Source organism: Kiloniellales bacterium, from assembly GCA_030066685.1.
In the GTDB taxonomy this organism is placed as follows: domain Bacteria; phylum Pseudomonadota; class Alphaproteobacteria; order Kiloniellales; family JAKSBE01; genus JAKSBE01.
In genome coordinates this window covers 1-26,266 of the sequence record JASJBF010000052.1, presented here as the reverse complement: position 1 = coordinate 26,266, position 26,266 = coordinate 1, and the positions used below count along the sequence as shown (strand labels likewise).

Here is a 26,266-nt window from a genome sequence, read left to right as displayed (position 1 = left end):
CGGCCGGAGCGGCGCGACCCTGTCGTCGCGAATCGTGATATCAGGGCCGGATTATCTTCATTTTCGGTTACCGGCCGCAAGCCATGACCCGCCTTCGGGAGACCGACCTCTACCCGCCGATCAAGCGCTTCCTCGAGGGCCAGGGCTACGAGGTCAAGGGCGAGGTGGCAGACTGCGACGTCGTCGCCTGCCGCGAGGGCGAAGACCCGGTGGTGGTCGAGCTCAAGACCGCCTTCTCCCTGCCCCTGGTCTTCCAGGGCGTTCGGCGCCAGGCCTTGACCGACTGGGTCTACCTGGCGGTGGCCCAGCCCGAGGCCGGTGCCGGCGCGCGGTCCTGGCGCCGGCAGTCCCGAGACATCGTCAAGCTCTGCCGCCGGCTCGGCCTTGGTCTCATGACCGTGGCGCCGGCGGCCGGCGCGCCCGGGCTGGTCGAGGTTCACCTGGACCCGGCGCCCTACCGGCCGCGCAAGAGCCCGCAGCGGCGCGGCCGTCTGTTGCGCGAGTTCCAACGCCGGGTCGGTGATCCCAACTGCGGCGGCAGCAGCAAGCGCCGCCTGGTCACCGCTTACCGCCAGGATGCGCTACGTTGCGCCGTCTATCTGGACGGGCGAGGCCCGGCCAAGCTGGCCGAGATCCGCGCCGCCACCGGAGTCACCGGGGCCGCCCGGATGCTCCAGCGCGACGTCTACGGCTGGTTCCAGCGGGTCGAGCGCGGCGTCTACGCGGTCACGCCGCTGGGGCGCAGGGCGCTGGCGGTCTACGCGGAGGCCTTGGAAAGCCTGGGACTCGTCGGCATCCCGTCCCGAGACGAGCAAGGAGGGGCAGATGACCATCAGAAAGGCCGTCCCGGGTGACCTCGACCGCGTGAAGGACTGCGCCCGTCAGGCCTACGGCCTCTATGTGCCGCGCATGGGCAAGGAGCCGGCGCCGATGGTCGCCGACTTCGAGGCCCAGATCGAGACCGGCACGCTGTATGTCGTGGAACTGGAGGGCGAGGTCGCGGGTTTCATCGTGCTCTATCCGCGTCGTGACCACCTTCACGTCGAGAACGTCGCGGTCTTTCCGGCCGGACAGGGAAAGGGACTCGGCAAGGCGCTGATGCGCTTCGCCGAGGACGAGGCCGGGCGCCGGGGCCTCTCGGCCATCGAGCTCTACACCAACGTCAAGATGGTCGAGAACCAGGCCTTCTATCCGGCGCTAGGCTACGTCGAGACCGACCGCCGCGAAGAAGACGGCTTTTCGCGCGTCTTCTACCGAAAGGAGCTTGCCGGATAGACCGTGTCGCGAGAGGGCAGCCCGCGCTTGCCGGTCCGGCGCGGAGCGAGGAAGCTGGAGGAACCGCACATCTGTGCCCTTCAGATCAAGAGGATGCCCATGGACAGCGACTCTACGTCAACGGCCTTGCCCTCGTTTCAGAGCCTGAGAGATTGCCACGTCGTGATCGTCGGCGGCAGCAGCGGCATCGGCAAGGCGACGGCCAAGGCGGTCTGCGACCGGGGCGGGCGGGTGACCCTGGTCAGCCGCTCGTCGGAGAAGCTGGAGGCGGCGCGGAAGGCCCTCGGGGCCGGTGACCGGGTTGCCGTTCAGTCCCTGGACATGACCGACGAGGCCGCCGTCGGGGCTTGGTTCGGCGGTCTCGCGGAGGAAAGCGTCGATCATCTGGTGATCACCGCGTCCTCGGCGGTCCACGGCCGCTTCGCGGAGCTCGAGACCGGTCCGGTGCGGGCCATGTTCGATGCCAAGTTCTGGGGCCCCTATGCGGTGGCGCGGGCGGCCCTGCCGAAGCTCCGGGACGGCGGCAGCATCACCTTCTTTTCCGGCGTCCTCAGCCGTCGGCCGGGGCTGAACTGCTCCGGCCTCGGCGCGGTGAATTCGGCCGTCGAGGGACTGACCCGCGCCCTGGCGCTCGAGCTCGGGCCGCGGCTCCGGATCAACTGCTGCTCGCCGGGCATGGTGCGCAGCGAGGCCTACGCAAAGATGCCCGAGGACAAGCGTGAGGCCATGTACGCGGCAACCGGCGAGAGCCTGCCCCTCGGCCGGGTCGGCAGCACCGAGGAGATCGCGAACGCCGTGCTGATGATGATGACCAACGGCTATCTCACCGGCCAGGTCATCGACGTCGACGGCGGCCACATGGTCCGGCAGTACGCGACGCGTTGAGCGCCCTGACGATTGTCCGGCGTTTCCGTATAGTCGTCATCGAAGCCTGCGCGGCGCGTCTCGTCGCCGGACGGAACATCTGAGGGAGGACCGAGAGGGCTGTGCCGGACGCACTGCATCGCCGCATCGAGGACAAGACCGGGGACCTGGTCGCGCTGACCCAAGAGCTGGTGCGGATTCCGACGGTCAATCCGCCGGGCGACGCCTATAGGGACTGCGCCGAGGCGCTGGGGCGGCGGCTGGCGGCGCGCGGCTTCGAGGTCGGCTACCACCGGGCCGAGGGCGTGGTCGCCGACAGCCCGCGCTATCCGCGGACCAACGTGGTGGCCCGGATCGAGGGCAAGCGGCCGGGGCCCTGCGTGCATTTCAACGGCCACATCGACGTGGTCCCGGCGGGCCTCGGCTGGACTTACGATCCCTTCGGCGGCGAGCTGCGCGACGGCCGCATCTACGGCCGCGGCACCTGCGACATGAAGGGCGGCCTGGCGGCGGCGGTGATCGCCGTCGAGGCGCTGCTCGAGGCGGAGCCGGACTGGCCCGGCGCGATCGAGATCTCCGGCACGGTCGACGAGGAGTCCGGCGGCTACGGCGGGGTCGGCTACCTGGCCGAGCGCGGCTTTTTCTCCAGGCCGCGGGTCGACCACGTGATCATCCCTGAGCCGCTCAACGTCGACCGGGTCTGCCTCGGCCACCGCGGGGTCTGGTGGGCCGAGATCGAAACCCTGGGCCGCCAGGCGCACGGCTCCATGCCCTTCCTCGGCGACTGCGCCGTACGCCACATGGCCGCCTTCTTGGCCCGCATCGAAAGCGAGCTCTACCCGCGCCTGGCGGCCAAGCGCACCGAGATGCCGGTGGTGCCGGAGGGCGCGCGCCAGTCGACCCTCAACCTCAACGCCCTGCACGGCGGCCTGCCCGAGGGCTTCGACGGCCTGCCCAGTCCCCTGGTGCCGGACTCCTGCCGCCTGGTGATCGACCGGCGATTCCTGATCGAGGAGGATCTGGAGGAGGTCAAGCGGGAGGTGATCGGGATCCTCGAAGACCTCAAGGCCGGACGGCCCGGTTTCGACTACCGCCTGCGCGAGATCATGACCTTCCTGCCGACCATGACCGAGGCCGACTCGCCGGTGGTGCGGGCGATCTCGGCGGGCATCGAGGAGGTTCTGGGGCGTCCGGCGCAGGCGGTGGTCTCGCCGGGGACCTACGACCAGAAGCACGTGGTCCGGATCGGCCACCTTAAGGACTGCATCGCCTACGGCCCGGGCATCCTCGACCTGGCGCATCAGCCCGACGAGTACATCGAGGTCGCCGACATGGTCGCCGCGGCCAAGGTCATGGCCGGCGCCACCCTGGCGCTGCTGGACGGAGGCGCCGGGTGAGCGGCCCGGGCCCGCGTAACCTGATCACCGACGTGCCGGGCCTCACGGTCGGCAACGCCGAAGACGCCGCGCTGCGCAGCGGGGCGACGGTCGTGCTTGCGGAGGCGCCGGCGGTGGCGGCGGCCGACGTACGCGGCGGCGGGCCGGGCACCCGGGAGACGGATCTCCTCGACCCGGCCGGCACGGTGCAGGCGGTCGACGCCCTGGTGCTCAGCGGCGGCTCGGCCTTCGGCCTGGCGGCAGCGGACGGGGTCATGGGCTGGCTGAGGGCGCAGGGCCGCGGTTTCGAGATCGGCGGCGCCCGGGTCCCGATCGTCCCGGCGGCCATCCTCTTCGACCTCGACAACGGCGGCGACAAGGACTGGGGCCCGGTTTCGCCCTACCACCGGCTTGGCGCCCAGGCGGTGGAGGCCGCCGGCGCAGACTTCGACCTGGGCAACGCCGGCGCCGGCCTCGGGGCGACCGCCGGACCGCTCAAGGGCGGCCTGGGCTCGGCCTCGGTCCGCGACGGCGCGATCACGCTCGGCACCCTGGCCGCGGTCAACAGCCTGGGCAGCGTGACCTATCCCGAGGATCCGAGCTTCTGGGCCTGGCCCTTCGAGCAGGCGGCGGAGTTCGGCGGCCTGCCGCCGCCCACGGCGGCCCCGGGGCCCGAGGCGCTCGCGGCCCTGGCGTCGCCGGTGGCCGGCAACACCACCCTGGCGGTGGTCGCGACCGACGCGACCCTGAGCCGGGTCCAGGCCCGGCGCCTGGCGGTCATGGCCCAGGACGGCCTGGCGCGGGCGATCCGCCCCGTGCATACGCCCTACGACGGTGATACGGTTTTCGCGCTTTCGACCGGGCGCTGCGCTCTGGAGGATCCCGAGGCAGACTTGGCGCGGCTGGGGATGATGGCGGCCGATTGCCTGGCGCGGGCGGTGGCCCGCGCCGTCTTCGAGGCGGAAAGCCTGGGCGGCGTGCCTTCCTACCGGGCGCGCTTCGCCGAGGACATCGCGGCCCGCAAGGCCGCGCAAGGATGAGGGAGGGAGAGATGAGGGCGCTGTTCTACGGCCTGGCCCTGGCGGCCCTGGCGCTGGGGGCGCCGCCGGCGCAGGCGGCCAAGACCGACCTGGTGATGGGCATGGTGCTGGAGCCGCCGCACCTGGATCCGACGGCCGGTGCCGCCGCGGCGATCGACGAGGTGGTCTACGCCAACGTCTTCGAGGGCCTGACCCGGATCGACCGCAACGGCGCCGTGCAGCCGGCCCTGGCCAAGAGCTGGACGGTCTCCGACGACGGCCTGACCTACAGCTTCACCCTGCACGAGGGCGTCAGCTTCCACGACGGCACGAGCCTGGAGGCCGCGGACGTGGTCTTCTCCCTGGACCGAGCCCGGGCCGAGGACAGCGTCAACGCCCAGAAGGTGCTCTTCGAGCCGATCGAGAGCGTCGCCGCGCCCGATGCGGCCACGGTGGTGGTCACCTTGAAGCGGCCGACCGGGCATTTCCTCTTCAACCTGGGCTGGGGCGACGCCGTCGTGGTCGCGCCGGGATCGGCGGAGGGCAACAAGGCCAAGCCGGTCGGGACCGGGCCCTTCAGGTTCGAGCGCTGGGTCAAGGGCGACCGGGTCGAACTGGCCCGCAACCCGGACTACTGGGGCGACGCGGTCAAGCTGGAGCGCGCGACCTTCAAGTTCATCCCGGACCCGGCGGCGGCGGTCGCGGCCATGCTGGCCGGCGACCTCGACGCCTTCGCCAACTTCCCGGCGCCCGAGAGCCTGGGCCAGTTCGAGGCCGACCCGCGCTTCAAGGTGGTCATCGGCAGCACCGAGGGCGAGACCATCCTGACCATGAACAACGGCAAGGCGCCCTTCAGCGACCTGCGGGTGCGCCGCGCCGTGGCCCACGCCCTGGACCGAAAGGCCATCGTCGACGGCGCGATGTTTGGCTACGGCACGCCGATCGGCAGCCACTTCGCGCCGCATCACCCGGCCTACGTCGACCTCACCGACCGCTATCCCTACGACCCGGAAAAGGCCAAGGCCCTGCTGGCCGAGGCCGGTCTGGCCGACGGCTTCAAGGCGACCATCAAGCTGCCGCCGCCGACCTACGCCCGGCGCGGCGGCGAGATCGTCGCCGCCCAGCTCGCCCAGGTCGGGATCGAGCTCGAGATCATCCCGGTCGAATGGGCGCAGTGGCTGGAGCAGGTCTTCCGCGGCCGGGACTACGACCTGACCATCGTCTCCCATACCGAGCCGATGGACATCGGCATCTACGGCCGCGACGACTATTACTTCGACTACAAGAGCGAGGCCTTCAAGGCGACCCTGGCCAAGCTGGACGCGGCGGTGGAGGAGGGCGAGCGCTACAAGCTGATGGCCGAGGCGCAGCAGCGGATTGCCGAGGACTCGGTCAACGGCTTCCTGTTCCAGCTCGCCAAGCACGGCGTCTGGAACGCCAAGCTCCAGGGCCTCTGGGCCAACAGCCCGGTCCAGGCCAACGACCTGACCGAGGTTTCCTGGAGCGAGTGAGTCGGGTTGAGACGCTGAAGGTATGGGACCGGCCCTTGGGTTCTTTCATCTGTCATTGCCGGGCTTGACCCGGCAATCCATGGTGCCGGTTGTTCGATGGATGCCCGGATCAAGTCCGGGCATGACATCTAAGACGGGGGCCACCGACTTGTCCCCCAAGGCGGTATTGCCCAACCTTTAGCCAGACACGTTTATGGCTCCCCCTCCCCTGGTGGGAGGGGGCGGGGGGAGGGGGACATCTCCGTGGTTCCGATCGGTTCGGTCTTGGTGCCGACATGTCCTCGCCCTCGAGATTGGCGCTGAGCCATGGCCCTCTTCCTCGTCAAGCGCCTGGTGACCTTGGTCCTGACGCTCTTCGTCGCGGCGCTGGTGGTCTTTACGGTGCTGGAGGTGCTGCCCGGAGATCCGGCGGCGATCATCCTCGGCACCGGGGCGCAGCCGGACAGCCTGGCGGCGCTGCGCCGGGAGCTGGGCCTCGACCTGCCGGCGCCGGTGCGTTTCTTCGACTGGCTGGGGGGCCTGCTGCAGGGCGACCTGGGCCGGAGCTACACCTACAGCGTGCCGGTGGCCGAGCTGATCGCCGACCGGGTCGCGGTCAGCCTGCCCCTGGCGGTGATCGCGATCCTGCTGTCGACCGCCATCGCGATCCCGCTCGGCGTGCTGGCGGCGGCGCGGCACAAGCGCTTGGCCGACCTCTGCGTCATGGGCTTCAGCCAGATCGGCGTCGCGATCCCCAACTTCTGGTTCGCGATCCTGCTGATCCTGCTCTTCGCGGTCGGCCTGCGCTGGCTGCCGGCCGGCGGCTTCGCCGGCTGGGACGCGGGCCTTTTGCCGGCGCTGAAGTCGCTGCTGCTCCCGGCGGTCGCGCTCGCCCTGCCGCAGGCGGCGATCCTGGCGCGGGTCACCCGCTCCTCGGTGCTCGAGACCCTAGGCGAGGACTACGTCCGCACCGCCCGCGCCAAGGGGCTCAGCCGCGGCGCCGCGCTCTGGGGCCACGCCCTGCGCAACGCACTGATCCCGGTGGTCACGATCATGGGCCTGCAGTTCTCCTTCCTGCTCGCCGGCACCATCATCATCGAGAACGTCTTCTACCTGCCCGGGCTCGGCCGGCTGATCTTCCAGGCCATCGCCCAGCGCGATCTCATCGTGGTCAAGGACCTGGTGGTGCTGCTGGCCGGTGCCGTGGTCCTCGTCAACTTCACGGTCGACCTGCTCTATGCTGTGCTCGACCCGCGGCTGCGCGGAGGCGTCGAAGGTGTTTGAGGCGGGCCGCGAGCTATTGCGCGAGGGCTTGCGTCACCGTTCCTTCCTGATCGGCGGGATCCTGACGCTGGCCTTCCTCGCGATGGCGGCGCTGTCGCTGGTCTGGACCCCCTACGGCGTCGCCGAGATCGACGTGGCCGGCAAGCTGCGGCCGCCCTCGGCGGCGCATTGGCTGGGCACCGACCACTTCGGCCGGGACATCCTCTCGATGATCATGGCCGGGGCGGTCAACTCCATCGTCGTCGCCCTGGTCGCGGTCGGCATCGGGCTCGGCTTCGGCGTGCCCCTGGGCGCGCTGGCCGCGGCGCGCGGCGGCTGGGTCAGCGAGGCGGTGATGCGCTTCTCCGACTTCGCCTTCGCCTTTCCGGCGCTGCTGACCGCGGTCATGATCACCGCCCTGCTGGGGCCCGGCGCGGTGAACTCGATCATCGCGATCGGGATCTTCAACGTGCCGGTCTTCGCCCGACTGGCGCGCGGCGCCGCGCTCTCGGTCTGGCAGCGCGAGTTCATCCTGGCGGCCCGGGTCGCCGGCAAGGGCCAGGCGCGGGTCACCGTCGAGCACGTGCTGCCCAACATCGCCAGCGTGCTGATCGTCCAGGCGACCATCCAGTTCGCCCTGGCGATCCTCGCCGAGGCGGGCCTGAGCTACCTGGGCCTGGGGACCCAGCCGCCAGCGGCGAGCTGGGGCAAGATGCTGAACGACGCCCAGACCTTCATGTTCCAGGCGCCCTACCTGGCGATCTTCCCGGGCTGCGCCATCGCCCTGACGGTCCTGGGGCTCAACCTCCTGGGCGACGGCCTGCGCGACATCCTCGACCCCAAGCTTCGGCGGGCGCGCTAGCGGTATGAACGCCACGTTGGAGCTTCAACAACCCTCGACGTCTTCTCCGCTGTCATTGCCGGGCTTGACCCGGCAATCCATGGTGCAAGTTGCTCCATGGATGCCCGGATCAAGTCCGGGCATGACAGTATGCATTGCTCTGAGGCCCTGACCATGGCCTTGCTCGAGATCGAGGGACTCGGCGTCGAGATCCGGACCCCTCTGGGGCCGATCGAGATCCTGCGCGAGGTCGGCCTGTCGCTCGACCGTGGCGAGAGCCTGGGCCTGGTCGGCGAGTCCGGCTGCGGCAAGTCGATGACCGCGCTCGCGATCCTGGGCCTGCTGCCCGGGGCGGCGCGGGCCCGGGGGCGCATCGCGCTCGAGGGCAAGAACCTGCTCGACCTGGGCGAGGCCGAGCTCTGCCGCCTGCGCGGCCGGCGTCTCGCCATGGTCTTCCAGGAGCCGATGACCGCGCTCAACCCGGTGCGCAGCATCGGCGACCAGGTGGCCGAAGGCCTGCGCCTGCACCTCGGGCTGGACGGCCGGGCGGCCCTGGACCGGGCCGCCGCCCTGCTCGAGCGGGTCGGCCTGCCCCCGGCGGACTTTCCGCTCGGCCTCCATCCGCACCAGCTCTCCGGCGGCCAGCGCCAGCGGGTTGTGGTCGCCATGGCCCTGGCCTGCGGCCCGGACATCCTGATCGCGGACGAGCCGACCACCGCCCTCGACGTCACCATCCAGGCCCAGATCCTCGACCTCATCGCCGAGCTGGCGGCGGAGGAGGGCATGGCCTTGATCCTGATCTCCCACGACCTGGGGGTGATCGCCGAGATGACCGACCGCATGGCGGTGATGTACGCCGGCGCCATCGTCGAGAGCGGTCCCACCGCCGAGGTCTTCCGCCGGCGGTCGCATCCCTACACCGAGGGCCTCTTCGCCGCCCTGCCCAGCCTGCAGGCCGCGCCCGGCGACCGCCTGGCCTCGATCCCCGGCCAGGTGCCGGATCCCTTGCAACGGCCGCTCGGCTGCGCCTTCGCGCCGCGCTGCCCCCGCGCGACCGGGGCCTGCGAGTCCGTGCCGCGCGGCAGTGCGCTGGGCGGCGGCCATGAGGTCTTCTGCTTTCACCCCCTGCGAGAGGGAGCGCCGTGAAGCCGCTGCTCCAGGTCGAAGGGCTGGTCCGCGACTACCGCCTGCCGCGGCGCAGGCTGCTCGAGCCGGCGCCGCGGCGGCGGGCGCTCTTCGGGGTCGATCTGGAGCTGGCCGCCGGCCGCAGCCTGGGCGTGGTCGGCGAGTCCGGCTGCGGCAAGTCGACCCTGGCCCGCGCGGTGGTGGCGCTCGAGACGCCGACCCGGGGCCGGGTCCGCTTCAAGGGCCAGGACCTCTTCGCCCTCCGCCCCGCGGCGCTGCGCCTCCTGCGGCGGCACTTCCAGATGGTCTTCCAGGATCCCTACGGCTCGCTCGACCCGCGCTACCGCGTCGGGCGCAGCGTCGCCGAGCCGCTCGACGCCCTGGAGGGCGAGGATAGGGGCACCCGTCGGGAGCGGATCGCCGAGGCCCTGGGTGCGGTCGGCCTCAAGCCGGCGGACGCGGCGAAGTATCCGCACGAGTTCTCCGGCGGCCAGCGCCAGCGCATCGCTATCGCCCGCGCCCTGATCACCCACCCGGATCTGATCGTCGCCGACGAGCCGGTCTCGGCGCTCGACGTCTCGGTCCAGGCCCAGGTCCTGAACCTGATGCTCGACCTGCAGGACCGCCTCGGCCTGGCCTACCTCTTCATCAGCCACGACCTCTCGGTGGTCCGCAGCGTCGCCCAGGAGGTCGCGGTGATGTACCTGGGACGCATCGTCGAGCGGGGCCCGAGCCAGGCGGTCCTCGCCGACCCGGCCCACCCCTACACCCGGGCCCTGGTCGCCGCCGTGCCGCAGCCTGATCCGTCGCGCCGCCGCCGGCCCGGGCGGGTGGCGCGGGAGGCCAAGCCCGGCGGCCCGGCCGGCCCAGGAGGCGGTTGTCCCTACGCCGCCCGCTGCCCGCTGGCCGAGGCCCGCTGCCGCCAGGAGCCGCCGCTGCTGCGGCCGCTGGGCGGGGGCCGGCAGGTCGCTTGCCACCTCGCTTGATCGAAGGCGGGCCTGAGCCGACCCTGGCCGCTCGCGTCTGCCATGACTACATTGGGGGCAAAGGGGAGGACCGCATGATCGTCGAGCAGATCTGGACCGCGAACGCCTATCGCAACTTCAACTACCTGATCGCCTGTTCGGAGACCGGCGAGGCCCTGGCCATCGATCCGCTGGATCACCGCAAGTGCCTGGCCGCCGCCGAGGGCAAGGGCTGGGAGATCACCCAGATCCTCAACACCCACGAGCACGGCGACCACATCGGCGGCAACAAGCCGATGATCGCCGCCACCGGCGCCAAGCTGCTGGCTCACGCGAACGCCCGCGACCGGATCCCAGGCATCGACCGCGGCCTGGGCGCCGGCGACGTGATCAAGGTCGGCAAGACGGTGGAGCTGGAGTCCCTCGACACCCCCGGCCACACCATGAGTCACGTCTGCCTGCTGTCCCGTACCGAGCAGCCGGCGCTGTTCTGCGGCGATACCCTGTTCAACGCCGGGGCCGGCAACTGCCACAACGGCGGCCACCCCAACGAGCTCTACCACACCTTCGCCGAGCAGCTCTCGCAGCTGCCGGACGAGACCCTGATCTATCCGGGCCACGACTACATCGCCAACAACCTGCGCTTCACCCTGGACCGCGAGCCGGACAACCCGCGGGCGCCGGGCCTGCTGGCCGAGATCGAGGACCAGGACCCCGGCCGGGCCCTGGTCACCACCCTGGCCCTGGAGAAGGAGGTCAACACCTTCTTCCGGCTGCACAGCCCCGGGGTCATCGCCCGGCTGCGCGAGGTCTTTCCGGACCTGCCGGACGAGCCCGACGCCAAGACCGTGTTCCTCAAGCTGCGCGAACTGCGCAACAGCTGGTAGCGGACTTGGCCATGAGCGGCGCCGACGGCGAGATCACCCTGAGCGGCTATCGCCCGGGCGCGCTCGGCTGGGCGGTCGAGACCCAGGCGGCCTATTACGGCCGCCACTGGGGCTTCGGCGTCTATTTCGAGGCCAAGATCGCCGGCGAGCTTGCGGGCTTCCTTCGGCGCTACGATGAGGCGCGGGATCTCTTCCGGCTCGCGCTTGACGGCGACGATATCCTGGGGACGATCTCGGTCGACGGCAGCGATGCCGCCGCCAAGGGCGCGCACCTGCGCTGGTTCATGGTCGATCCGGCGGCACAGGGCCGGGGCGTCGGCCGGCGGCTGCTCGACTCCGCGCTCGGCTTCTGCGCCGCCCGCGGCTATCCCCGGGTCTACCTCTGGACCTTCGCCGGGCTCGACGCCGCCCGGCGGCTCTACGACGCAGCCGGCTTCCGGGTGGTCGAAGAGCAGGAAGACGACCAGTGGGGCAAGACCATGCGCGAGCAGCGCATGGTCCTGGAGCTGTAGCTCTCCTTATCCGGACAACGCGTCCAGCTCGCCGCGCGCCTCGAGCAGGCAGAGGTCCTCGTAGCCGCCGATGTGCTCGCCGTCGATGAAGATCTGCGGGATCGCCTTGGACCGCGGCAGGCGGCGGCGCAGCTCCCCGAGCTGCGCCGGGTCGGCGGCGATGTCGAGCTCCCGGTAGGCCAGGCCCTTGCCGTCCAGCAATTCCTTGGCCCGCCGGCAATAGCCGCAGTCGGGGGCCGAGAAGATCTCGATCTTGGCCATGGTCCGATCTCAGTGGTTGATGTGGAGGATGGGCTCGACGCCGTCGAACATCGGCTCCAGCTCGACGCCCATGGCGTCGCCGAACTTGGAGACGAAGATGTAGGTCGCGATGACGAAGGCGGCCTCGACGATCTGCGCGTCGGTGAAGTGCGCGTGAAGCCGATCCCAGAGGTCCTTGGAGACCCGGTTGGCGTCGACGCCGATCTGCACCGTGAGGTCCATGAGCGCCTTTTCACCCTCGGTGAAATGCGGGCTGGTCTTGTACCTGTCGCCGTCGATGTCGGCGATCTTTTCCTCGGAAATGCCCAGCATCATCGACAGTCGCTCGTGCTGCACGACGCAGTACTGGCAGTCGTTGCGCTGGGTCGCCTTGAGGATCAGCAGCTCCTTGGTGACCCAGTCGATGTGGCCGTCCTTCAGAATCGCCATGATCAGGTCGGTGAAGGCGACCCCGAGCTCCGGGGTGTGGCCGAGGACCTTGAAGATGTTGAGCAACGCTTTGAAGCGGTCTTCGGCCTTGTCGTAGAAGGCGTTCGTCACGGCATCGGCCTGCGCGCGTTCGACATAGGCTACGGTCATCTTTGCCTCCCTAGTTTTGACTGAACGTTCCAAACGGCTGAAATAAAAAGTCGATCAACCGATCAGCGCCTCCGCCTGGCGGCGCAGGGAGCGGAGCAGCGCGGGCTCCGGACGGCTACGCGACAGCACCCGCAGCCCGACGAAGAGACCCAGCAGAGCCCGCGCGGCCTCGCCGGCCTCGACCCTTGCTGGAATCTCGCCGCTGCGCTGGCCGGCTTCGATCCGTCCGCGGAAGAAGGCTTCCATCTCGGCCAGGCCGCGGGCCACGATCTTCGAGATCTCCTCGTCGTGGGGCGAAAGCTCCAGCGCCGTGTTGACCAGCAGGCAGCCGTCGCGCGAGCCCCGCTCGAGCACCGCGGCAATCGCGCCGTCGAAGGCGGCCAGGATCGACTCCCGGGGCGACTTGGCTGCCGCCAGGGTCGCGACCCAGGCCGCGCGCTCCCGGGTGTCGTAGCGGCGCAGCGCCTTGATGAAGAGGCTGCGCTTGTCGCCGAAGGTGGCGTAGAGGCTGCCACGGTTGATGCCCATGCAGTCGACTAGGTCCTGCATCGAGGTCGCCTCGTAGCCGCGCGCCCAGAAGGCCCGCATGGCCTTGTCGAGCACCGCCTCGCTGTCAAACCGCTTTTCCCAGGGCATGCCGGCCCTCCTCGCCGCTCAGGCTAGGGAGTCTGGAACGATCGGTCAATATAAGCTCGGCTGTCCCGACGGCGTCCCGTCCACTCAGCTTATTGACCTGATCTTCGGTTCGGAAACGCTGTCATGGCCGGGCTTGACCCGGCCATCCATGGTGCAGCGTCTCGATGGATGCCCGGATCAAGTCCGGGCATGACAGTCGAGCTATTGGCTGGGAAGGTAGCGGCTAGGGCGTTATCCGATCAGATGGAATCGCTACGCGATCCATCTGGCCGGATGTAATGCCCTAATTCCAACGTATTAGCGCACTACTCCCGGCCAGACGCGAAGGCGTCTGATCGGGAAGTGCGCTAGCCGTGTTCCTTGGCGGCGAAGCCCAGGGCCTGGCGGGCGGTGCGGCGGAGGTGCTTGCGCTTGATCGGAGAGGAGAGGAAGCGGTTGACCGCGGCCGCCAGCAGGGCGGCGGTGTCCTCGCCGTCGCTGGCCAGGGCCCAGCGCGCCTCCTCGCGGGCCGCGAGCACCGTCTTCAGCAGATGCGCCGAGACGACGTATTCGGGCTGGTCGTGGTCGAAAAGGCTGTCGAGGGCCTGCTGGAAGAAGTGCTCGACGTCGTCGACCAGCCAGTCCTTGAGCTTCACCTTGTCGTCCAGGTAGCCGGCGTTGCGGCCTGCGAAGCAGGCCAGCTGCAGCAGCCCGGGCGGCCAGCTCTCGGCGAACTTCTGGCACTGGCCGCGCAGCGCGGCGCCGAAGGTGATGCCGTGGGTGAGGTCGAGCCAGCCGACGTTGGTGGCGAAGCTGCCGTCGATCTGGTCCTGGTAGTCGGTGTCGAAGCACAGCAGGTTGACGGCGTTGGCGCCGAGCAGGCTCAGGTAGAGCTTCTCCGGCGCCGCCTTCTTGTAGTCCAGGGTCAGGGCCAGGGCCTTGTCGACGTCGAGGCCCTTGTAGTCCGAGACCTTCGGCGGCTTGAAGCGGCCGAAGCTGGGCTTGAAGCCCTCGGTCCAGGATTGCAGCGCGGCGTGATAGCCGGCGAAGCGCGGCAGCCTGTCCTCGCGCCGGGCGAAGATTATCGCCCGCAGCAGGGGCAGCATCACGCGGGTGGTGATCTCCGGGCCCAGGTGGGCGATCAGTTCGCCGCCCTTGCGGACGTGGATCAGGGAATGGCCGAAGCCGCTGTAGTGGGCCAGGGCGGCCTGGGTCAGGGCGGCCTCGAACTCGGCGAAGCTGCGGCCTTCGCCCAGACCGCCGCGCAGGTTGGCGATGGCCACCGCCTCGTCCTCGTCCTCCATCGCCTGCAGGAAGACCGCCTGGTCGTAGGGCTCTTCCATGGCGGAGTAGGGGTAGATCTTCTCGCGCCGGACCTCGTAGGCGATGTGGCCCATCGCCTCGAGCAGGCAGATCAGACGGTCCTCCGGCTCGCCAGGCCGCTCCTCGTAGAGCGACAGCCAGTCGGCGGCGCCGGCGTAGGCCTGACCCAGGCCGAACTCGAGGCGATCGCATGACCAGCCAATCGCGGCGCGCATCGCCTCCAGGGGATCGCCCTCCAGGTGGCTGAGCCGGGCCAGCTCCCGCGCCATGCGCGGAAAGTCGTGCTCGTCGAAGGCGTTGCAGAGGTGGAACAGGATGGTCTGCCGCTGGTCCTCGAGCGGCGGATCCATCAGGTCGACGTAGACGTGGCCGTCGCGCTCCTCGACAGGGTAGACCCGCAGGGCGTCGCCGCCCGTGACGTTGGCACCGGTGAAGAGGTCGAACTTCCAGCTGTCCTGGCTGCAGGTCAGCACACTGTCGCAGTCCACCGCACCCTCGCTGAGCGGATGGCCTTCTTGGGGACAGCGGTTGTTGCAGGCGAAGATGCCGTCCTCGGTCAGGAAGAGCGCCAGTTGCCGCTCGCCAAGCTCCACGACGGCCTGCTTCTTCTGCCTCAATTCCTCTGTGGCGATCGCCTTGGTCCAAAGACCCATCTGCATGTCGGATAGCCTTGCTGAAACGATCGGCAAACTTAGAGTTAGATCCTTAATAATTCGCAAGAATCGAGGTTTTTCAGCGCTTTTGCCGGATTTCCTGGCGATAGCGCTCGGCCTCCTCCAGCAGCCAGTCCCGGAAGGCTCTGACCTTGGGCCGCTCGGCATTGGCCTGAGGGCAGACGATGTAGTAGGCGAAGTCGCTGGGCACGGCGAAGGCCAGCGGCCGGACCAGGCGCCCGGCGCTGAGGTCCGATTCCGCCAGGACCCGGCCGACCAGGGCCACGCCCTGGCCGTCGAGGGCGGCCTGGATCGCCATGGAGGTCGGGCTGAAGCGCGGCCCGCGGGTCCAGTCGACGCTCTGCACCCCGGCGGCCAGCAGCCACATCCGCCAGTCCGGCACCGGCTGTCCGACCATCGGCGTATCGTCGTGGATCAGGGGGAAATGCTCCAGGTCCTTGGGGCGCTTGAGCGGCGGCTTGTCCTCCAGCAGGGCCGGGCTGCAGACCGGCACCACCTCCTCGTGCAGCAGGAGCTCGGCGCTGAGGTCCGGATAGCGGCCCTGGCCATAGCGGATGCCGATGTCGACCTGGTCGCGGTCGAAATCGACCAGCCCGACCGAGGCCGCGACCCGGGCGTCGATGTCGGGATGGGTCTGGTGAAAGCGCTCGATCCGGGGCACCAGCCACTTGGCGGCGAAGGACGGAGCGGCCGAGACCGTGATCACGCCGCCGGTCTCCAGGTCCCGGATCCGGGCGATTCCGGCGGCCAGGTAGTCGAATCCGCTGCGCAGGTCCGGCAGGGCCGCCTCGCCGGCTTCGGTCAGCCAGATCGTCCGCTTGCCGCGCTGGAACAGGGCCACGCCAAGGTAGTCCTCGAGGCCCTTGATCTGGTGGCTGATCGCGGCCGGGGTGACGTGCAGTTCCTGCGCCGCCTTGGCGAAGCTGAGATGGCGGGCCGCGGCCTCGAAGGCGCGCAGGGCGTTGAGCGGCGGCAGACGGCGCGACACGACGAGCTCCAACATTAGCAAAACTAACCTTACGCTAGATGAATACTCGTTTGTCGGATCAGGATATTCAAGCGATTTTATGAAAAGAACCGGAAAGGAGATGAGGCAATCTAACTCAACAGATTAGGATTATTCATCTACCGCTTCGCAAGGAGGACGCCCATGCACCCGACGCCCAAGACCCGCAAGACCGAACTGGATGGAGCCGTCCTGCAGGTCCTCGTCGCGCGCGGCCGGCGGCTGCGCGCCGAAGCCTTCCGTGCCGCGTTGGCGACCGCGGTCCGGGCAGTCGGGCGCCTGGCGCGGGCCCTCGGCGCCGGCGTCTTCGCGCTGGCGCGCCGCTATCGCGCCTGGTGGCAGCGGCGCCTCGCAATCGCCGAGTTGCTGGCTCTCGACGACCGCAGCCTGCGCGACATCGGTCTCAGCCGCGGCGACGTTGCGCGCGTCGTCCGCCAGCTCCGCCAGGGCGTGCCGGTCGAAGAGGCCGCGGCCCGGGCCGAGGTGCTGCGCCTGCCGAAGCCGCGGGCCGAGCCCGTCCGGCTGGGCAAGCTGGCAGCTTAGGAGACCGGGTCATGAATCCCTACCAGGCCTTGGCTCATCTGAACTTGGCGTCGCGGTCGACCGCTCGGCCTGCGCCGACCAGCGCGCTCTGGGCCAGCGTTTTGATCTTCCGGCTGGTCTCGGCGGCGGAAAGCTTTGTCGGCGGCCTGCTGCGGGCGGTGCGGGGCCGATGACCGCTCTGCCGCTGCCCGAGGCGCCGCCGCTCTGGGCCCTGGCGGTCCGCGAAGGCGGGCGTTCGGACGGCGCCACTCAGGCATCCGGGCCTGACGGCGAGACGCGCGCGCCCCTGTGGCGTGAGGCGCTGCCGAGACCGGAGGCGCGGCAGCACGCCAAGGGTCCTGAAGCCGCGGCCTCGAAGGCGCGTGCAGGCGCCGCTTGCTAAGCGCGTCCGGCTGGGCCATCTATGAGGGACTCCAGCGTAATGCCCTTGCTTTGCCCCGCCGCCTTCGCCGCGCGCGGGCCCGGAGGTCACAGATGGCTGCCGCCGATTCCCCGAAGTCTTCCGGATCCCCGACCGACAAGTCCGAGGATCTTTGGGACAACCCCTGCGCGACCGACGGCTTCGAGTTCGTCGAGTACACGGCCGAGGATACCCGAGAACTGGACGCCTTGTTCCGCCGGCTCGGTTTCCGGGTCGCCGGCCGCCACCGCTCCAAGCGGGTCACCCACTACCGCCAGGGCGACATCAACTTCATCGTCAACGCGGAGCCGGAGAGCTTCGCCCAGTCCTTCGCCCGCGTGCACGGCCCCTCGGCCTGCGCCATGGCCTTCCGCGTCGGCGACGCGGGCGGCGCCTTCGACCGGGCGCTGTCCTGCGGCGCCAAGCCTCACGAGGGCCACGTCGGGCCGATGGAGCTCAACATTCCGGCGGTCAAGGGGATCGGCGACAGCCTGGTCTACCTGGTCGACCGCTACGGCGACCGCAGTATCTACGACGTCGACTTCGAGCCGGTCGAGGAGGGCGCAGACGGCGTCGAGGACTGCGGGCTGACCTACATCGACCACCTGACCCACAACGTCTATCGCGGCCGCATGGACCTCTGGGCCGGCTTCTACGAGAAGATCTTTAACTTCCGTGAGCTGCGCTACTTCGACATCGAGGGCAAGCTGACCGGCCTGCACAGCCGCGCCATGACCTCGCCCTGCGGCAAGATCCGCATTCCGATCAACGAGTCGGCGGACGACAAGTCGCAGATCGAGGAGTACCTCGAGGCCTACAAGGGCGAGGGCATCCAGCACATCGCGCTGGGCACCGACGACATCTACGCGACCGTCGAGAGCCTGAAGACCCGCGGGGTGGAATTCATGGCGCCGCCGCCCGACGCCTACTACCAGGGGCTGGAGGCCCGGGTGCCCGGCCACGGCGAGGACCTCGAGCGCCTGCAGCGCAACGGCATCCTGCTGGACGGCGCACCGGTCGAGGGCGGCGGCATCCTGCTCCAGATCTTCACCCAACTCGCCATCGGCCCGATCTTCTTCGAGATCATCCAGCGCAAGGGCGACGAGGGCTTCGGCGAGGGCAACTTCAAGGCCCTCTTCGAGTCCATGGAGGAGGATCAGATCCGCCGCGGCGTGCTCGACTCGGAAGCGTCATGAGGGGTCCATCGCCGACGGCATCTGCCCTGCCGATGTCCTAATCGCCGAACAGCTTCTTCAGGGCGTCGGCGGGATTAGGCGCCTCCTCCTGAGCGCCGCCGGCCTCCGGCGTTTCGCCGCCGCCGCCGGTCAGGCCCTTCAACAGCGATTTCCCGGTCTCCTTGACGTCCTTCAGGGCCTCCTTGGGGTCCTTGGCGATCTCGCCGACCGCGGCGGCGAGGTCGGGGCGGTACGTGATGTCGTGCCAGGGCCCTTCGGCGATGACCGGCACTGCCAGGCCCCTGGCCAGGGCATCGCCGCCCTGGCCCTCCAGCGAGCCCACGACCTTGGGCTCGACCCGATAGTCGACGGTTCGGCCCGGCAGGTCCGCCGTCCCCGCCCCGGTGACCCGCAGCAGGGGATTGAGCAACAGCAGGTCGTCGTTGCGCAGGAGTCCTCGGGTGATTTGGAAGGTCCCGGAGAGCTCGGCGAAGTCGGTCTTCTGGGCCTCGCCGGTGTCGGTGAAGGCCGTGGTCACGTTGCGCACCATCTGGGCCAGGTTGATGCCGCGGATCGCGCCGTCGACGAACTTGATCGCGCCGTCGCCGTTCAGGGACTGGACCATCTCTTTCTGGCTCTTGCCGCTGGCGGTGACGGCGAGCGCGATGTCGCCGCTGCCTTCCAGACGATCGAAATCGGCGGCGTCGGTCAGCAGGCGGCCGGCGTCGACGCCGGTCAGGGTGAAGTTGTTTCGGACGCTCGGCGTCGCGCCGCGCCCGTCGAGCGCGACCTCGGCACGGCCGACGCCGTCGTAGAGCTTGAGCTGCTTGAGGTCCGCGGTCAGCAGGCCGTCCTTGATGGCGACGCCGAGCGCCGACTCGCCGATCTCGATCTTGCGGATGCGAATGCCCTGGGCGGAGAGGTCGAAGGCCAGGTTCAGGGCCTGCAGGCCGGCGAGATCAATCGGCGCGTCGCTCCATTCCTGCGAAGCGGACTTTTCGGCCGAGTCGGCGCCGCCGTCGCCGCCGCTGTCACCGCCCTCGGTCGCGGCTTCGCCTTGGGCCGCCTCGGGCGGCAGGTACTTGTTGGCGTCGAGGACGTCGAGCTTCAACTCGCCGCGGATATCGGGTTTGGCGCCGGACACGTCCGCGGTGAGCGCGCCCTGGCCGGCCATGCCGTCGAGGCCGATCTCGGCCTCGGTGAAGGCGAAGCGGGTCGGCGTGGCCGAGAGCTTGCCCTTGATCGAGAAGGGCCCCAGTCCGTCGCCGTCCAGCTTGAGCGGCGTGCCGGCCCAGGCCGCGAGCTCCCGGATCGAGGGAACCTCGAGGTCGACCGCGGCGGCCATCTGCAGGGTCTCGCCCTTGTCGAGGCTGCCGTCGTAGCCGAGCTGCAGCGGCTCCGATTCGATCTTCAGGCTCAGGCTGGTGGTGCCGTTCTCGAGGAGCGCGCGCGGGCGGTCGGCGGCGAGCGTCAGACTGATCGTCTTGCCGTTCCAGACCAGTCCGCCCTCGGCCGTGAGCGGGCTGTCGAGGCTCGCCAGGGAGACGTCCATGTTGACGTCATCGACCTCGTAGGCGGCGCCGCTGCGGGCATCCTTATAGGCCAGGCGTCCGCCTTCCAGCCGGACCTCGCCCAAGGCGACGTTGGCCAGGGTCGCGCCGCCGTCGCCGGCGCCGGCCTCGGCCGGCTCGCTCGTAGAGGGTGCGGACTCCGCCGCCGCGGCAGGCGCCGAGGCAGTCCCGAAAACCCAGTTCGGGCGGCCCTGCGCGTCGACCTCCAGCAGGATGCTGGGCCGGACCAGGACCAGGCGGTCGAGCTTCACCTCGCGCGACAGCAGCGGCAGGATCTGCAGCTGGACGGCGAGTTTCTCGATGCTCGCCATCTGCGGTTCGGCGGCGCCCGGCGCGTTTTCGAAGCTGACGTCCTCGGCCTCGACCGCGAGGCGCGGCAGCAGGCTCAGGCTGATGTCGCCCTCGATCTTCAGGGCGCGGCCCGTCGCCTCGCGCGCCGCCGTCTCGATCTGGCCCCGGTAGGTTTCGACCGGGATGAAGGCCGGCGCCACGAAGAGGCCGGCGACGACCACCACGAGGATCACGGCGACCGCGATCAGCGTCTTTTTCATCGCATTTCCTCAGAACAGGTCTCGGCTCGACTCACCCTGCCTCCTGCGCCGCCAATGTGGCGGAAGTGAGACCGCGCCGGCGAAAAAAGCCCCGCAACCGACTCCGGCTGCGGGGCCCTAGCATATATGTCTTTCAGCCTAACGCGAGAGATTGATCTCCACGCGACGATTCCTTTCCTCGGGCTTGGGCGTGTTGACGATCGGCTTATTCGGGCCGAAGCCGGCGCCGACGATTTTTTCTTTCTGGATTCCGCTTTCGATCAGAAAGTCGGCCACCGCCCGATAGCGCTTCTTGGACAGCTCCTTGTTGTAGTCGGCCGGACCGACGAGATCGGTGTGGCCGCCGAGGCTGATGGTCTCGAAACCCGATTTCTTCGCCGCCTCGATCATGTCGGTCAGGATCGCGCGGGCGTTCGGCGTCAGCTCCGAGCGATCGAACTCGAAGTTGACGACCCAGGGTCCGGGCGGCGCCTGCGGCGCAGGGGCCGGGGCGGCGGCGACCGGCCTTTCCTCCAGCTTTGCGAGCGCGGTCATGAAGCCGTCCCGGCAGTTGGCAATGTCCTCCGGCTGCCGGTTTTCCTCGAGCTCCTGCATCCAGCAGTCGAACTTGACCTGGGCCTCGGCCGCCTCGATCGGCTTCTTCTCGGCGGCGCCTTCGGCGAGTTCCGCCATCAGCCGCAGCCGAGCGGAGGACACTTCGTCGAGCTTGTCCCTCGGCACGCGGCGTTCGCCGATTTCCACCGGCTGGACCCCGCCGCCCTTGCCGGCGGCGAGGGCGCTCGTCGCGAAGTCGTCGGAAGCGCGATAGTCGCCCTCGCCGAACTCGCTTCTGGAGAGCTCCATGTAGCCGTCGTAGAGGTTCTGGTCGAAGGCGGCGCCCTGCGGCGAAACCCGCTCGGCCTCCTGAAGCTTGGTCCCGCAGGCGGTCAGGAGAACCAGACCCAAGCAGGATGCAATTGCCTTAGTCAATCCGTTCATTTCGTCTTCTCCCGTGCAAGGATAATCCCCAGGGCCTTGTTTCACCGGCCCTTGGCGACGGGATCGGCCTTGCGAACAAGCCCCTCCGTCCCGTCTGTCGATTCCGACTTCGGCCTTTGCAGGCGCCGCCCCTGTGATCCGGCGCGATGCGGGCCTGAAGTCACTCCGCCGCCGCGGCGGCGATCTTCTCCGAACCTCCCGAAGCCAAGTGGATGCTGCGTTGCGGGTATGGGATCGAAATGCCTTCGGCGTCCAGGCGTTCCTTGAAGGCCTTGGTCAGGTCGAACTTCAGCGGCCAGTAGTCGCCGGCGTTGACCCAGATCCGCACCGTGAGGTTGACCGAGGAGTCCGCCAGCTCGGAGATCACGACCACCGGCTCGGGGTCTTTAAGGGGCCGGCTGTCGGCGTCGATCACGCTGCGGACCGCCGCGATGGCCTGGTCCATGTCGTCCTCGTAGGCGATGCCGAGGAGAAAATCGACCCGCCGGGTCGGATGGAAGCTGTAGTTCTTGACCGCAGTTCCCCAGAGCTGGGCGTTGGGCGCGACGATGTGGACGTTGTCCGGTGTCGCCAGCTCCGTGACGAAGAGGGTCACGCCCTTGACCGTCCCCGATATGCCGCCCGCCTCGATGTAGTCGCCAACCCGGAAGGGCCGGAAGATCAGCAGCATCACGCCGGCGGCGACGTTGCTCAGCGTGCCCTGCAGCGCCAGGCCGATGGCCAGGCCGGCGGCACCCAAGACGGCGATCAGGCTGGCGGTCTGGACCCCGAACTGGTTGAGGACCGCGACGATCGTGATGACGATGACCAGGTACTTGGCCAAGCTGGCGAAGAAGGTGCGCAGCGTCACGTCGAACTTGTCGAACTTGGACAGCCCGCGGTTGACCGCGCGCCGGGCCCAGCCGGACAGGAACCAGCCGATGACGAGGATCGCGATGGCGCCGACGACGTCCAGACCGTAAGTGGTCAAGAGCGTCGTCACTTCGGTAACGGCTTCCTTGATGGTGTCGTCCATATTTTCCTTTCCCTCTCCTCACTCGGCTGTGGATTTCCGGCCCGCCGCCGCCCGGGCCCGCCAAGATGCCGCGCCTTGCCGTCGCAGGGCTCGGTGGAACCGCACCGCCGCAGCCGCGCCTCTAGGCACCCGCGAATCCACTTTGTGAAGCCGTGAAGACGGGCCGCCGCCCGCGGCACGGGGTTGCGAAGCCGCGATACGTACCCTTGGCGATCGCGGTGCTGGCTCGCTCGGCGATACGCCTGCAGGACGTGGCGGTGCGCCCCGAAGGCGCCTCGGCCCTTGTCGTCACCCTGACCTCCCTACGACCTTTGGGCTAAGGCTGCGCGCCCGCCCCGAGGTCGCCGCCGTCGCTCCCGTGAACCCTCCCGAGGGACGCGTCGGCGCTCTGCCATGGGCAAAGCCGCGAAAAATCGGGCTTAACCCAATTAGTTTGGAATTGATTTAAATATAAGGTATCTCGGCCGTCAATGATCCCCGGCCGCTGATTTGCTTTGCCTTGGAAATCCGCCAGGAAATGCAGCATTCTGGCTGCGGCGCTTCTTGCCGGACAAGAGAATTGATTCTCCCGTTCTTGGCGGGGTTGCAGAAGATCTCGATATATCAGGCCGTTGGATGGCCTCTTGGCCATCGCCCTGTTTGGCTCTCTTGGCGGCGGTGGCGCCCGGCCCCGCATAGGCACAAAGGTAGGCCCTGCCGATGCCCGCGCCGATGTCGCGGGGGCGCCGGTCATGCTTCGGCCGTGCGCGCTTCCTGCCCCGACCCTGCCGCTGCTAGGCTTCAGTGCCCTGAGTGCCGGAGGCTGAGTTGCGGGTTCGTACGGCAGAGACTTCGGATGCGGCGGCGATCGCCGAGATCTATGCGCCCATCGTCCGGGAGACCGTGATTTCCTTCGAGGCCGGTCCCCCGTCGGCGGGGCAGATGGCCGCCCGCGTCGAGCACGTCCTGAAGACCCATCCTTGGCTCGTCGCCGAGGAAGACGGCCGGATTCTGGGCTACGCCTATGCCGGGCCGCACCGGAGCCGCGCGGCCTACCGCTGGGCCTCCGATGTCTCGGTCTACGTTCGGCCCGAAGCGCAGCGGCGCGGCGTCGGGGGAGGCCTCTACAGGGCGCTTTTCGAGATCCTGCGCCGGCAGAACCTGGCGGCGGCCTACGCCGGAATCGGGCTGCCGAACCCGGCCAGCGTCGCCCTGCACGACTCCCTCGGCTTCGGGCTGATCGGAATCTACAGGAAGGTCGGCTTCAAGTTCGGCGCGTGGCACGACGTCGGCTGGTGGCATCTTGCCCTCGCGGACCTCGGCAACCGCCCGCCCGAACCGATCCCCTTTCCGTCTCTCGACAGCTCCGAGCGGTAGTGCCGCCGGCGGCCGCACCGGAAGGGCCGCGGGAGCCGCAGGCGCGGGCGCAAGGATCGGGTAGCCCTCAGGCCGCGCCGCGCCGTAGCCTGCCGCAGGTCGCGGGCGGAAAAGGATCGCGGAGATGGGTGCGGGGCGCATGGGTGCCAGGGACTGGGGATTGCTTGTCCTTCTGTCGCTGCTTTGGGGCGCGGCCTTCATCCTGACCGAGGTCGGGCTTCGCGAGCTGCCGCCTTTCACCGTGGTCTTGGCGCGGATCGGTCTCGCGGCCCTGGCGCTGAACCTCTTGCTCCTGGCCCGCGGCCAGCGCCTGCCGGCCGAGCCGCGGGTCTGGGCCGCCTTCTTCGTGATGGGCGCGCTGAACAACGTGCTGCCCTTCAGCCTGATCGTCACCGGGCAGGTGACGATCGACGGCGGGCTGGCCGCCGTGCTCAACGCCACGACGCCGCTGTTCAGCCTGATGATCGGCCATTTCGTCACCGGGACGGAGCGCCTCAACTGGCACCGGAGCCTGGGCATCGGCCTCGGCATCCTCGGGGTGGCGATCCTGACCGGGCCGCAGGTGCTGCGTGGCCTCGGCGCGGTCGCGATCGGACAGGTCCTGGTCCTGGGCGCGGCCCTGTCCTACGCCTGTGCGGCGGTCTTCGGACGGCGTTTCGCGGGCCGGCCGCCGGTCGTGGTGGCCGGCGGACAGCTGACCGCCTCCACGCTGCTGATCCTGCCGCTGGCGCTGGCCGTCGATCGGCCCTGGACCCTGACCGCCGGCGCCGACACCTGGGCGGCGCTGGTGAGCCTCGCGGTCTTCGGCACCGCGGCGGCCTACGTGATCTACTTCCGGGTCCTGGCCAGCGCCGGGGCGACCAACCTCATGCTGGTGACCCTGATGATCCCGGTCAGCGCGCTCGCCTTGGGCATGGCCCTGCTCGGCGAGCGGCCGGCCGCCGGCGACTGGGCCGGCGCGGCCTGCATCCTCGGCGGCCTGCTGGTGATCGACGGACGCTGCTTCAGCTGGCGGCCGGCCTTCGGCTCGGGTCGAAGTCGCGGATGAAGCGCAGCAGTACCTGCGCCGCGATCCCGGCATCCTTTGCCGTGATCGCCTCGGCCGGATTGTGGCTGATGCCCGCGGTGCAGCGGACGAAGAGCATGGCGATGTCGGTGAGGTGCCGCATGGCCATGGCGTCGTGGCCGGCGCCGCTGAACAGCCGCCGGACCGGCAGGTCCTGGGCCGATATCGCCGCCTCCAGCTGCTCCATGAGCCAGGGTGTGCAGGGACAGCCGGGCAGCTGGTAGCGCTGCTGGATGTCGATCTGGAGGTCCCGCGCGGCCGCGAGGGTCTCGAAGGCCGACTGCAGGTCCGCGATGGCCCCGGCCACGACCGGCTCCCGCGGCGAGCGGATGTCGACCGTGAAGCTGCACTCGCCGGGGATGACGTTGGTCGCGCCGGGCGACACGGCCAGCTTGCCGACGGTGCCGACCAGGTCGTCGCGCTCGCGGCAGGTTCGCTCCACGGCCTGGATCGCTTCGGCCGCCCCCGCCAGCGCGTCCTGCCGTCGGCTCATCGGCACGGTGCCGGCATGGCCGGCGACGCCGGTCAGGGTGACGGACAGGTTGGCGCCGAAGGTGATGTCGGTGACCAGCCCGACCGGCAGACCTTCGGCTTCGAGGATCGGCCCCTGCTCGATGTGGACCTCGACGAAGGCCAGAAGCTCCTCCGGCCGCCGCGCTGCCGCCGGCAGACCGTCGGGGTCCAGCCCGAAGCCGCGCAGCGCCTCGGCCAGGGTAGCGCCGTCCTCGTCTCTTCGCGCCAAATCCTCTGGGTTCAGCCGACCGATGATGGCGGAGCTACCGAAGAGGCCGGTGCCGAAGCGCAGGCCCTCCTCGTCGCTGAAGGCGACGACCTCCAGCGCGAAGGGCAGGCGCTCGCCGGCGTCGTGCAGGACCTTGATGCAGGCCAGCGGCACGACCACGCCCAGGATGCCGTCGTAGCGGCCGCCCTGGCGCACCGTGTCCTGGTGCGAGCCCATCATCAGCGCCGGCGCGCCGGGCTCGCTCGCCTCATAGCGGCCGCAGGTGTTGGCCGCGGCGTCGAGGTGCACGGCCATGCCGGCATCGGCCATCCAGCCGGCCAGCAGGTCGTGCACCGCTCGATGCTCGGCGGTCGCCAGGCGCCGGGTGACCCCGGGTCCGCCCTCGCTGTGGCGGGCCAGGAGCTCGAGGCGGTCGAGGATGTCCTGGCCCCAGGTGGCGGCCGCTGGAAGGGAACTGGGATCGGTCATGGGGCCTCGCTTCGGATTGGCGCGACAGCTTATCAGAGCGGAGCGGATTCGGTCCCCTTTCGCTGCGGGTCTCGGCGACTTGACACGGCACAATATTTTGATAATTGTCAAAATATGGAAATGACATCCGCGGTCGTCGCCCTTGCGGCCTTGGCACAGGAAACCCGGCTCGCCGTGTTCCGCCTGCTGATCGAGGCAGGCCGCGGCGGCCTGCCGGCCGGGCTGATCGCCGCCCGCCTGGGGGTCGCGCCGGCCACGCTCTCCTTCCACCTGGGCCAGCTGGAGCGGGCCGGGCTGCTGGCGTCCCGGCGGAACGGACGGCAGAT

General features: G+C 69.5%; 27 protein-coding genes. 18 read left to right on the top strand and 9 right to left on the bottom strand.

Translation table 11 applies throughout. The features are described 5' to 3' along the window. Positions 1–83 precede the first annotated feature (83 nt). The 12 genes from QNJ30_25235 (at position 84) to QNJ30_25180 (ending at position 11,617) form a co-directional block, all read left to right on the top strand. Positions 84–854 carry a DUF2161 family putative PD-(D/E)XK-type phosphodiesterase gene (locus QNJ30_25235; GenBank protein ID MDJ0946765.1) on the top strand — a complete coding sequence of 257 codons (771 nt, stop codon included), beginning with the start codon at positions 84–86 and terminating at the stop codon, positions 852–854. Beyond that, positions 826–1,275, top strand: coding sequence for a GNAT family N-acetyltransferase (locus tag QNJ30_25230; GenBank protein MDJ0946764.1), 450 nt, complete (start codon positions 826–828; stop codon positions 1,273–1,275). Before QNJ30_25235 ends, QNJ30_25230 begins: the two co-directional genes overlap by 29 nt. Before the next feature lie 99 nt (positions 1,276–1,374). Next, on the top strand, positions 1,375–2,160 hold the full coding sequence (locus QNJ30_25225) for an SDR family oxidoreductase (protein MDJ0946763.1): 786 nt from the start codon (positions 1,375–1,377) through the stop codon (positions 2,158–2,160). Positions 2,161–2,261: 101 nt separating this feature from the next. Beyond that, on the top strand, positions 2,262–3,536 hold the full coding sequence (locus tag QNJ30_25220; GenBank protein MDJ0946762.1) for an acetylornithine deacetylase/succinyl-diaminopimelate desuccinylase family protein: 1,275 nt from the start codon (positions 2,262–2,264) through the stop codon (positions 3,534–3,536). Continuing rightward, positions 3,533–4,555: a P1 family peptidase gene (locus QNJ30_25215; GenBank protein ID MDJ0946761.1), complete on the top strand. Its 1,023-nt coding sequence runs from the start codon at positions 3,533–3,535 to the stop codon at positions 4,553–4,555. The genes QNJ30_25220 and QNJ30_25215 overlap by 4 nt, the downstream gene beginning before the upstream one ends. Positions 4,556–4,566: 11 nt before the next feature. Next, positions 4,567–6,045, top strand: a complete 1,479-nt coding sequence (locus QNJ30_25210) for an ABC transporter substrate-binding protein (protein ID MDJ0946760.1) — start codon at positions 4,567–4,569, stop codon at positions 6,043–6,045. A 306-nt stretch (positions 6,046–6,351) separates the two neighbouring features. Further along, positions 6,352–7,308 (top strand): ABC transporter permease, encoded by a 957-nt coding sequence (locus tag QNJ30_25205; GenBank protein ID MDJ0946759.1) that lies wholly within the window; start codon positions 6,352–6,354, stop codon positions 7,306–7,308. Continuing rightward, on the top strand, positions 7,301–8,149 hold the full coding sequence (locus QNJ30_25200) for an ABC transporter permease (protein ID MDJ0946758.1): 849 nt from the start codon (positions 7,301–7,303) through the stop codon (positions 8,147–8,149). The genes QNJ30_25205 and QNJ30_25200 overlap by 8 nt, the downstream gene beginning before the upstream one ends. Before the next feature lie 129 nt (positions 8,150–8,278). After that, entirely contained in the window at positions 8,279–9,274 is a 996-nt protein-coding gene (locus tag QNJ30_25195) for an ABC transporter ATP-binding protein (protein MDJ0946757.1), read from the top strand. After that, on the top strand, positions 9,271–10,239 hold the full coding sequence (locus QNJ30_25190; GenBank protein ID MDJ0946756.1) for an ATP-binding cassette domain-containing protein: 969 nt from the start codon (positions 9,271–9,273) through the stop codon (positions 10,237–10,239). The genes QNJ30_25195 and QNJ30_25190 overlap by 4 nt, the downstream gene beginning before the upstream one ends. A 74-nt stretch (positions 10,240–10,313) precedes the next feature. Further along, positions 10,314–11,105: a hydroxyacylglutathione hydrolase gene (locus tag QNJ30_25185; protein MDJ0946755.1), complete on the top strand. Its 792-nt coding sequence runs from the start codon at positions 10,314–10,316 to the stop codon at positions 11,103–11,105. An 11-nt stretch (positions 11,106–11,116) separates the two neighbouring features. Beyond that, positions 11,117–11,617 (top strand): GNAT family N-acetyltransferase, encoded by a 501-nt coding sequence (locus QNJ30_25180; GenBank protein ID MDJ0946754.1) that lies wholly within the window; start codon positions 11,117–11,119, stop codon positions 11,615–11,617. Between the two features lie 6 nt (positions 11,618–11,623). On the opposite strand, the gene QNJ30_25175 is transcribed toward QNJ30_25180, so the two are convergent. The 5 genes from QNJ30_25175 to QNJ30_25155 form a co-directional block, all read right to left on the bottom strand. Beyond that, positions 11,624–11,878: a glutaredoxin domain-containing protein gene (locus tag QNJ30_25175; GenBank protein ID MDJ0946753.1), complete on the bottom strand. Its 255-nt coding sequence runs from the start codon at positions 11,876–11,878 to the stop codon at positions 11,624–11,626. Positions 11,879–11,887: 9 nt separating this feature from the next. Then, positions 11,888–12,457 carry a carboxymuconolactone decarboxylase family protein gene (locus tag QNJ30_25170; GenBank protein ID MDJ0946752.1) on the bottom strand — a complete coding sequence of 190 codons (570 nt, stop codon included), beginning with the start codon at positions 12,455–12,457 and terminating at the stop codon, positions 11,888–11,890. Positions 12,458–12,511: 54 nt separating this feature from the next. After that, positions 12,512–13,093: a helix-turn-helix domain-containing protein gene (locus QNJ30_25165; GenBank protein MDJ0946751.1), complete on the bottom strand. Its 582-nt coding sequence runs from the start codon at positions 13,091–13,093 to the stop codon at positions 12,512–12,514. A gap of 347 nt (positions 13,094–13,440) precedes the next feature. Further along, positions 13,441–15,054: a Rieske (2Fe-2S) protein gene (locus QNJ30_25160; GenBank protein ID MDJ0946750.1), complete on the bottom strand. Its 1,614-nt coding sequence runs from the start codon at positions 15,052–15,054 to the stop codon at positions 13,441–13,443. A gap of 73 nt (positions 15,055–15,127) precedes the next feature. Further along, complete coding sequence (locus tag QNJ30_25155; protein ID MDJ0946749.1) at positions 15,128–16,072, bottom strand: transcriptional regulator GcvA; 945 nt, start codon at positions 16,070–16,072, stop codon at positions 15,128–15,130. 147 nt (positions 16,073–16,219) lie between these two features. On the opposite strand from QNJ30_25155, the gene QNJ30_25150 reads away from it, so the two are divergent. From QNJ30_25150 to hppD, 3 genes are all read left to right on the top strand, one after another. After that, positions 16,220–16,618 carry a DUF1127 domain-containing protein gene (locus QNJ30_25150; protein ID MDJ0946748.1) on the top strand — a complete coding sequence of 133 codons (399 nt, stop codon included), beginning with the start codon at positions 16,220–16,222 and terminating at the stop codon, positions 16,616–16,618. An 11-nt stretch (positions 16,619–16,629) separates the two neighbouring features. Further along, positions 16,630–16,791, top strand: a complete 162-nt coding sequence (locus QNJ30_25145) for a hypothetical protein (GenBank protein ID MDJ0946747.1) — start codon at positions 16,630–16,632, stop codon at positions 16,789–16,791. Between the two features lie 301 nt (positions 16,792–17,092). Next, on the top strand, positions 17,093–18,214 hold the full coding sequence (gene hppD / locus QNJ30_25140) for a 4-hydroxyphenylpyruvate dioxygenase (protein ID MDJ0946746.1): 1,122 nt from the start codon (positions 17,093–17,095) through the stop codon (positions 18,212–18,214). Between the two features lie 37 nt (positions 18,215–18,251). Here the strand turns inward: hppD and QNJ30_25135 are convergent, their stop codons facing one another. From QNJ30_25135 to QNJ30_25125, 3 genes are all read right to left on the bottom strand, one after another. Beyond that, positions 18,252–20,315: an AsmA family protein gene (locus QNJ30_25135; protein ID MDJ0946745.1), complete on the bottom strand. Its 2,064-nt coding sequence runs from the start codon at positions 20,313–20,315 to the stop codon at positions 18,252–18,254. Between the two features lie 138 nt (positions 20,316–20,453). After that, positions 20,454–21,293 (bottom strand): OmpA family protein, encoded by an 840-nt coding sequence (locus QNJ30_25130; GenBank protein ID MDJ0946744.1) that lies wholly within the window; start codon positions 21,291–21,293, stop codon positions 20,454–20,456. 160 nt (positions 21,294–21,453) lie between these two features. Further along, positions 21,454–22,308 (bottom strand): mechanosensitive ion channel, encoded by an 855-nt coding sequence (locus QNJ30_25125; GenBank protein MDJ0946743.1) that lies wholly within the window; start codon positions 22,306–22,308, stop codon positions 21,454–21,456. A gap of 807 nt (positions 22,309–23,115) precedes the next feature. Here QNJ30_25125 and QNJ30_25120 point away from each other — a divergent pair. Both QNJ30_25120 and QNJ30_25115 read left to right on the top strand, forming a co-directional pair. After that, positions 23,116–23,664: a GNAT family N-acetyltransferase gene (locus tag QNJ30_25120; protein MDJ0946742.1), complete on the top strand. Its 549-nt coding sequence runs from the start codon at positions 23,116–23,118 to the stop codon at positions 23,662–23,664. A 124-nt stretch (positions 23,665–23,788) separates the two neighbouring features. Beyond that, entirely contained in the window at positions 23,789–24,712 is a 924-nt protein-coding gene (locus QNJ30_25115) for a DMT family transporter (protein ID MDJ0946741.1), read from the top strand. Here QNJ30_25115 and QNJ30_25110 read toward each other — a convergent pair. Then, positions 24,669–25,940: an allantoate amidohydrolase gene (locus tag QNJ30_25110; GenBank protein ID MDJ0946740.1), complete on the bottom strand. Its 1,272-nt coding sequence runs from the start codon at positions 25,938–25,940 to the stop codon at positions 24,669–24,671. The genes QNJ30_25115 and QNJ30_25110 overlap by 44 nt on opposite strands. Positions 25,941–26,054: 114 nt before the next feature. Here QNJ30_25110 and QNJ30_25105 point away from each other — a divergent pair. After that, positions 26,055–26,266, top strand: a 212-nt coding sequence (locus QNJ30_25105) for a helix-turn-helix domain-containing protein (GenBank protein MDJ0946739.1), incomplete at its 3' end; no start/stop codon positions are given.

What these genes read in the sequence shown, in the direction of transcription:
- QNJ30_25235 (MDJ0946765.1), top strand. Translation starts at nt 84, where the DNA reads ATGACCCGCCTTCGGGAGACCGACCTCTACCCGCCGATCAAGCGCTTC.
- QNJ30_25230 (MDJ0946764.1), top strand. Translation starts at nt 826, where the DNA reads ATGACCATCAGAAAGGCCGTCCCGGGTGACCTCGACCGCGTGAAGGAC.
- QNJ30_25225 (MDJ0946763.1), top strand. Translation starts at nt 1,375, where the DNA reads ATGGACAGCGACTCTACGTCAACGGCCTTGCCCTCGTTTCAGAGCCTG.
- QNJ30_25210 (MDJ0946760.1), top strand. Translation starts at nt 4,567, where the DNA reads ATGAGGGCGCTGTTCTACGGCCTGGCCCTGGCGGCCCTGGCGCTGGGG.
- QNJ30_25205 (MDJ0946759.1), top strand. Translation starts at nt 6,352, where the DNA reads ATGGCCCTCTTCCTCGTCAAGCGCCTGGTGACCTTGGTCCTGACGCTC.
- QNJ30_25195 (MDJ0946757.1), top strand. Translation starts at nt 8,279, where the DNA reads ATGCATTGCTCTGAGGCCCTGACCATGGCCTTGCTCGAGATCGAGGGA.
- QNJ30_25185 (MDJ0946755.1), top strand. Translation starts at nt 10,314, where the DNA reads ATGATCGTCGAGCAGATCTGGACCGCGAACGCCTATCGCAACTTCAAC.
- QNJ30_25180 (MDJ0946754.1), top strand. Translation starts at nt 11,117, where the DNA reads ATGAGCGGCGCCGACGGCGAGATCACCCTGAGCGGCTATCGCCCGGGC.
- QNJ30_25175 (MDJ0946753.1), bottom strand. Translation starts at nt 11,878, where the DNA reads ATGGCCAAGATCGAGATCTTCTCGGCCCCCGACTGCGGCTATTGCCGG.
- QNJ30_25170 (MDJ0946752.1), bottom strand. Translation starts at nt 12,457, where the DNA reads ATGACCGTAGCCTATGTCGAACGCGCGCAGGCCGATGCCGTGACGAAC.
- QNJ30_25165 (MDJ0946751.1), bottom strand. Translation starts at nt 13,093, where the DNA reads ATGCCCTGGGAAAAGCGGTTTGACAGCGAGGCGGTGCTCGACAAGGCC.
- QNJ30_25160 (MDJ0946750.1), bottom strand. Translation starts at nt 15,054, where the DNA reads ATGCAGATGGGTCTTTGGACCAAGGCGATCGCCACAGAGGAATTGAGG.
- QNJ30_25155 (MDJ0946749.1), bottom strand. Translation starts at nt 16,072, where the DNA reads ATGTTGGAGCTCGTCGTGTCGCGCCGTCTGCCGCCGCTCAACGCCCTG.
- QNJ30_25150 (MDJ0946748.1), top strand. Translation starts at nt 16,220, where the DNA reads ATGCACCCGACGCCCAAGACCCGCAAGACCGAACTGGATGGAGCCGTC.
- QNJ30_25145 (MDJ0946747.1), top strand. Translation starts at nt 16,630, where the DNA reads ATGAATCCCTACCAGGCCTTGGCTCATCTGAACTTGGCGTCGCGGTCG.
- hppD (MDJ0946746.1), top strand. Translation starts at nt 17,093, where the DNA reads ATGGCTGCCGCCGATTCCCCGAAGTCTTCCGGATCCCCGACCGACAAG.
- QNJ30_25135 (MDJ0946745.1), bottom strand. Translation starts at nt 20,315, where the DNA reads ATGAAAAAGACGCTGATCGCGGTCGCCGTGATCCTCGTGGTGGTCGTC.
- QNJ30_25130 (MDJ0946744.1), bottom strand. Translation starts at nt 21,293, where the DNA reads ATGAACGGATTGACTAAGGCAATTGCATCCTGCTTGGGTCTGGTTCTC.
- QNJ30_25125 (MDJ0946743.1), bottom strand. Translation starts at nt 22,308, where the DNA reads ATGGACGACACCATCAAGGAAGCCGTTACCGAAGTGACGACGCTCTTG.
- QNJ30_25115 (MDJ0946741.1), top strand. Translation starts at nt 23,789, where the DNA reads ATGGGTGCGGGGCGCATGGGTGCCAGGGACTGGGGATTGCTTGTCCTT.
- QNJ30_25110 (MDJ0946740.1), bottom strand. Translation starts at nt 25,940, where the DNA reads ATGACCGATCCCAGTTCCCTTCCAGCGGCCGCCACCTGGGGCCAGGAC.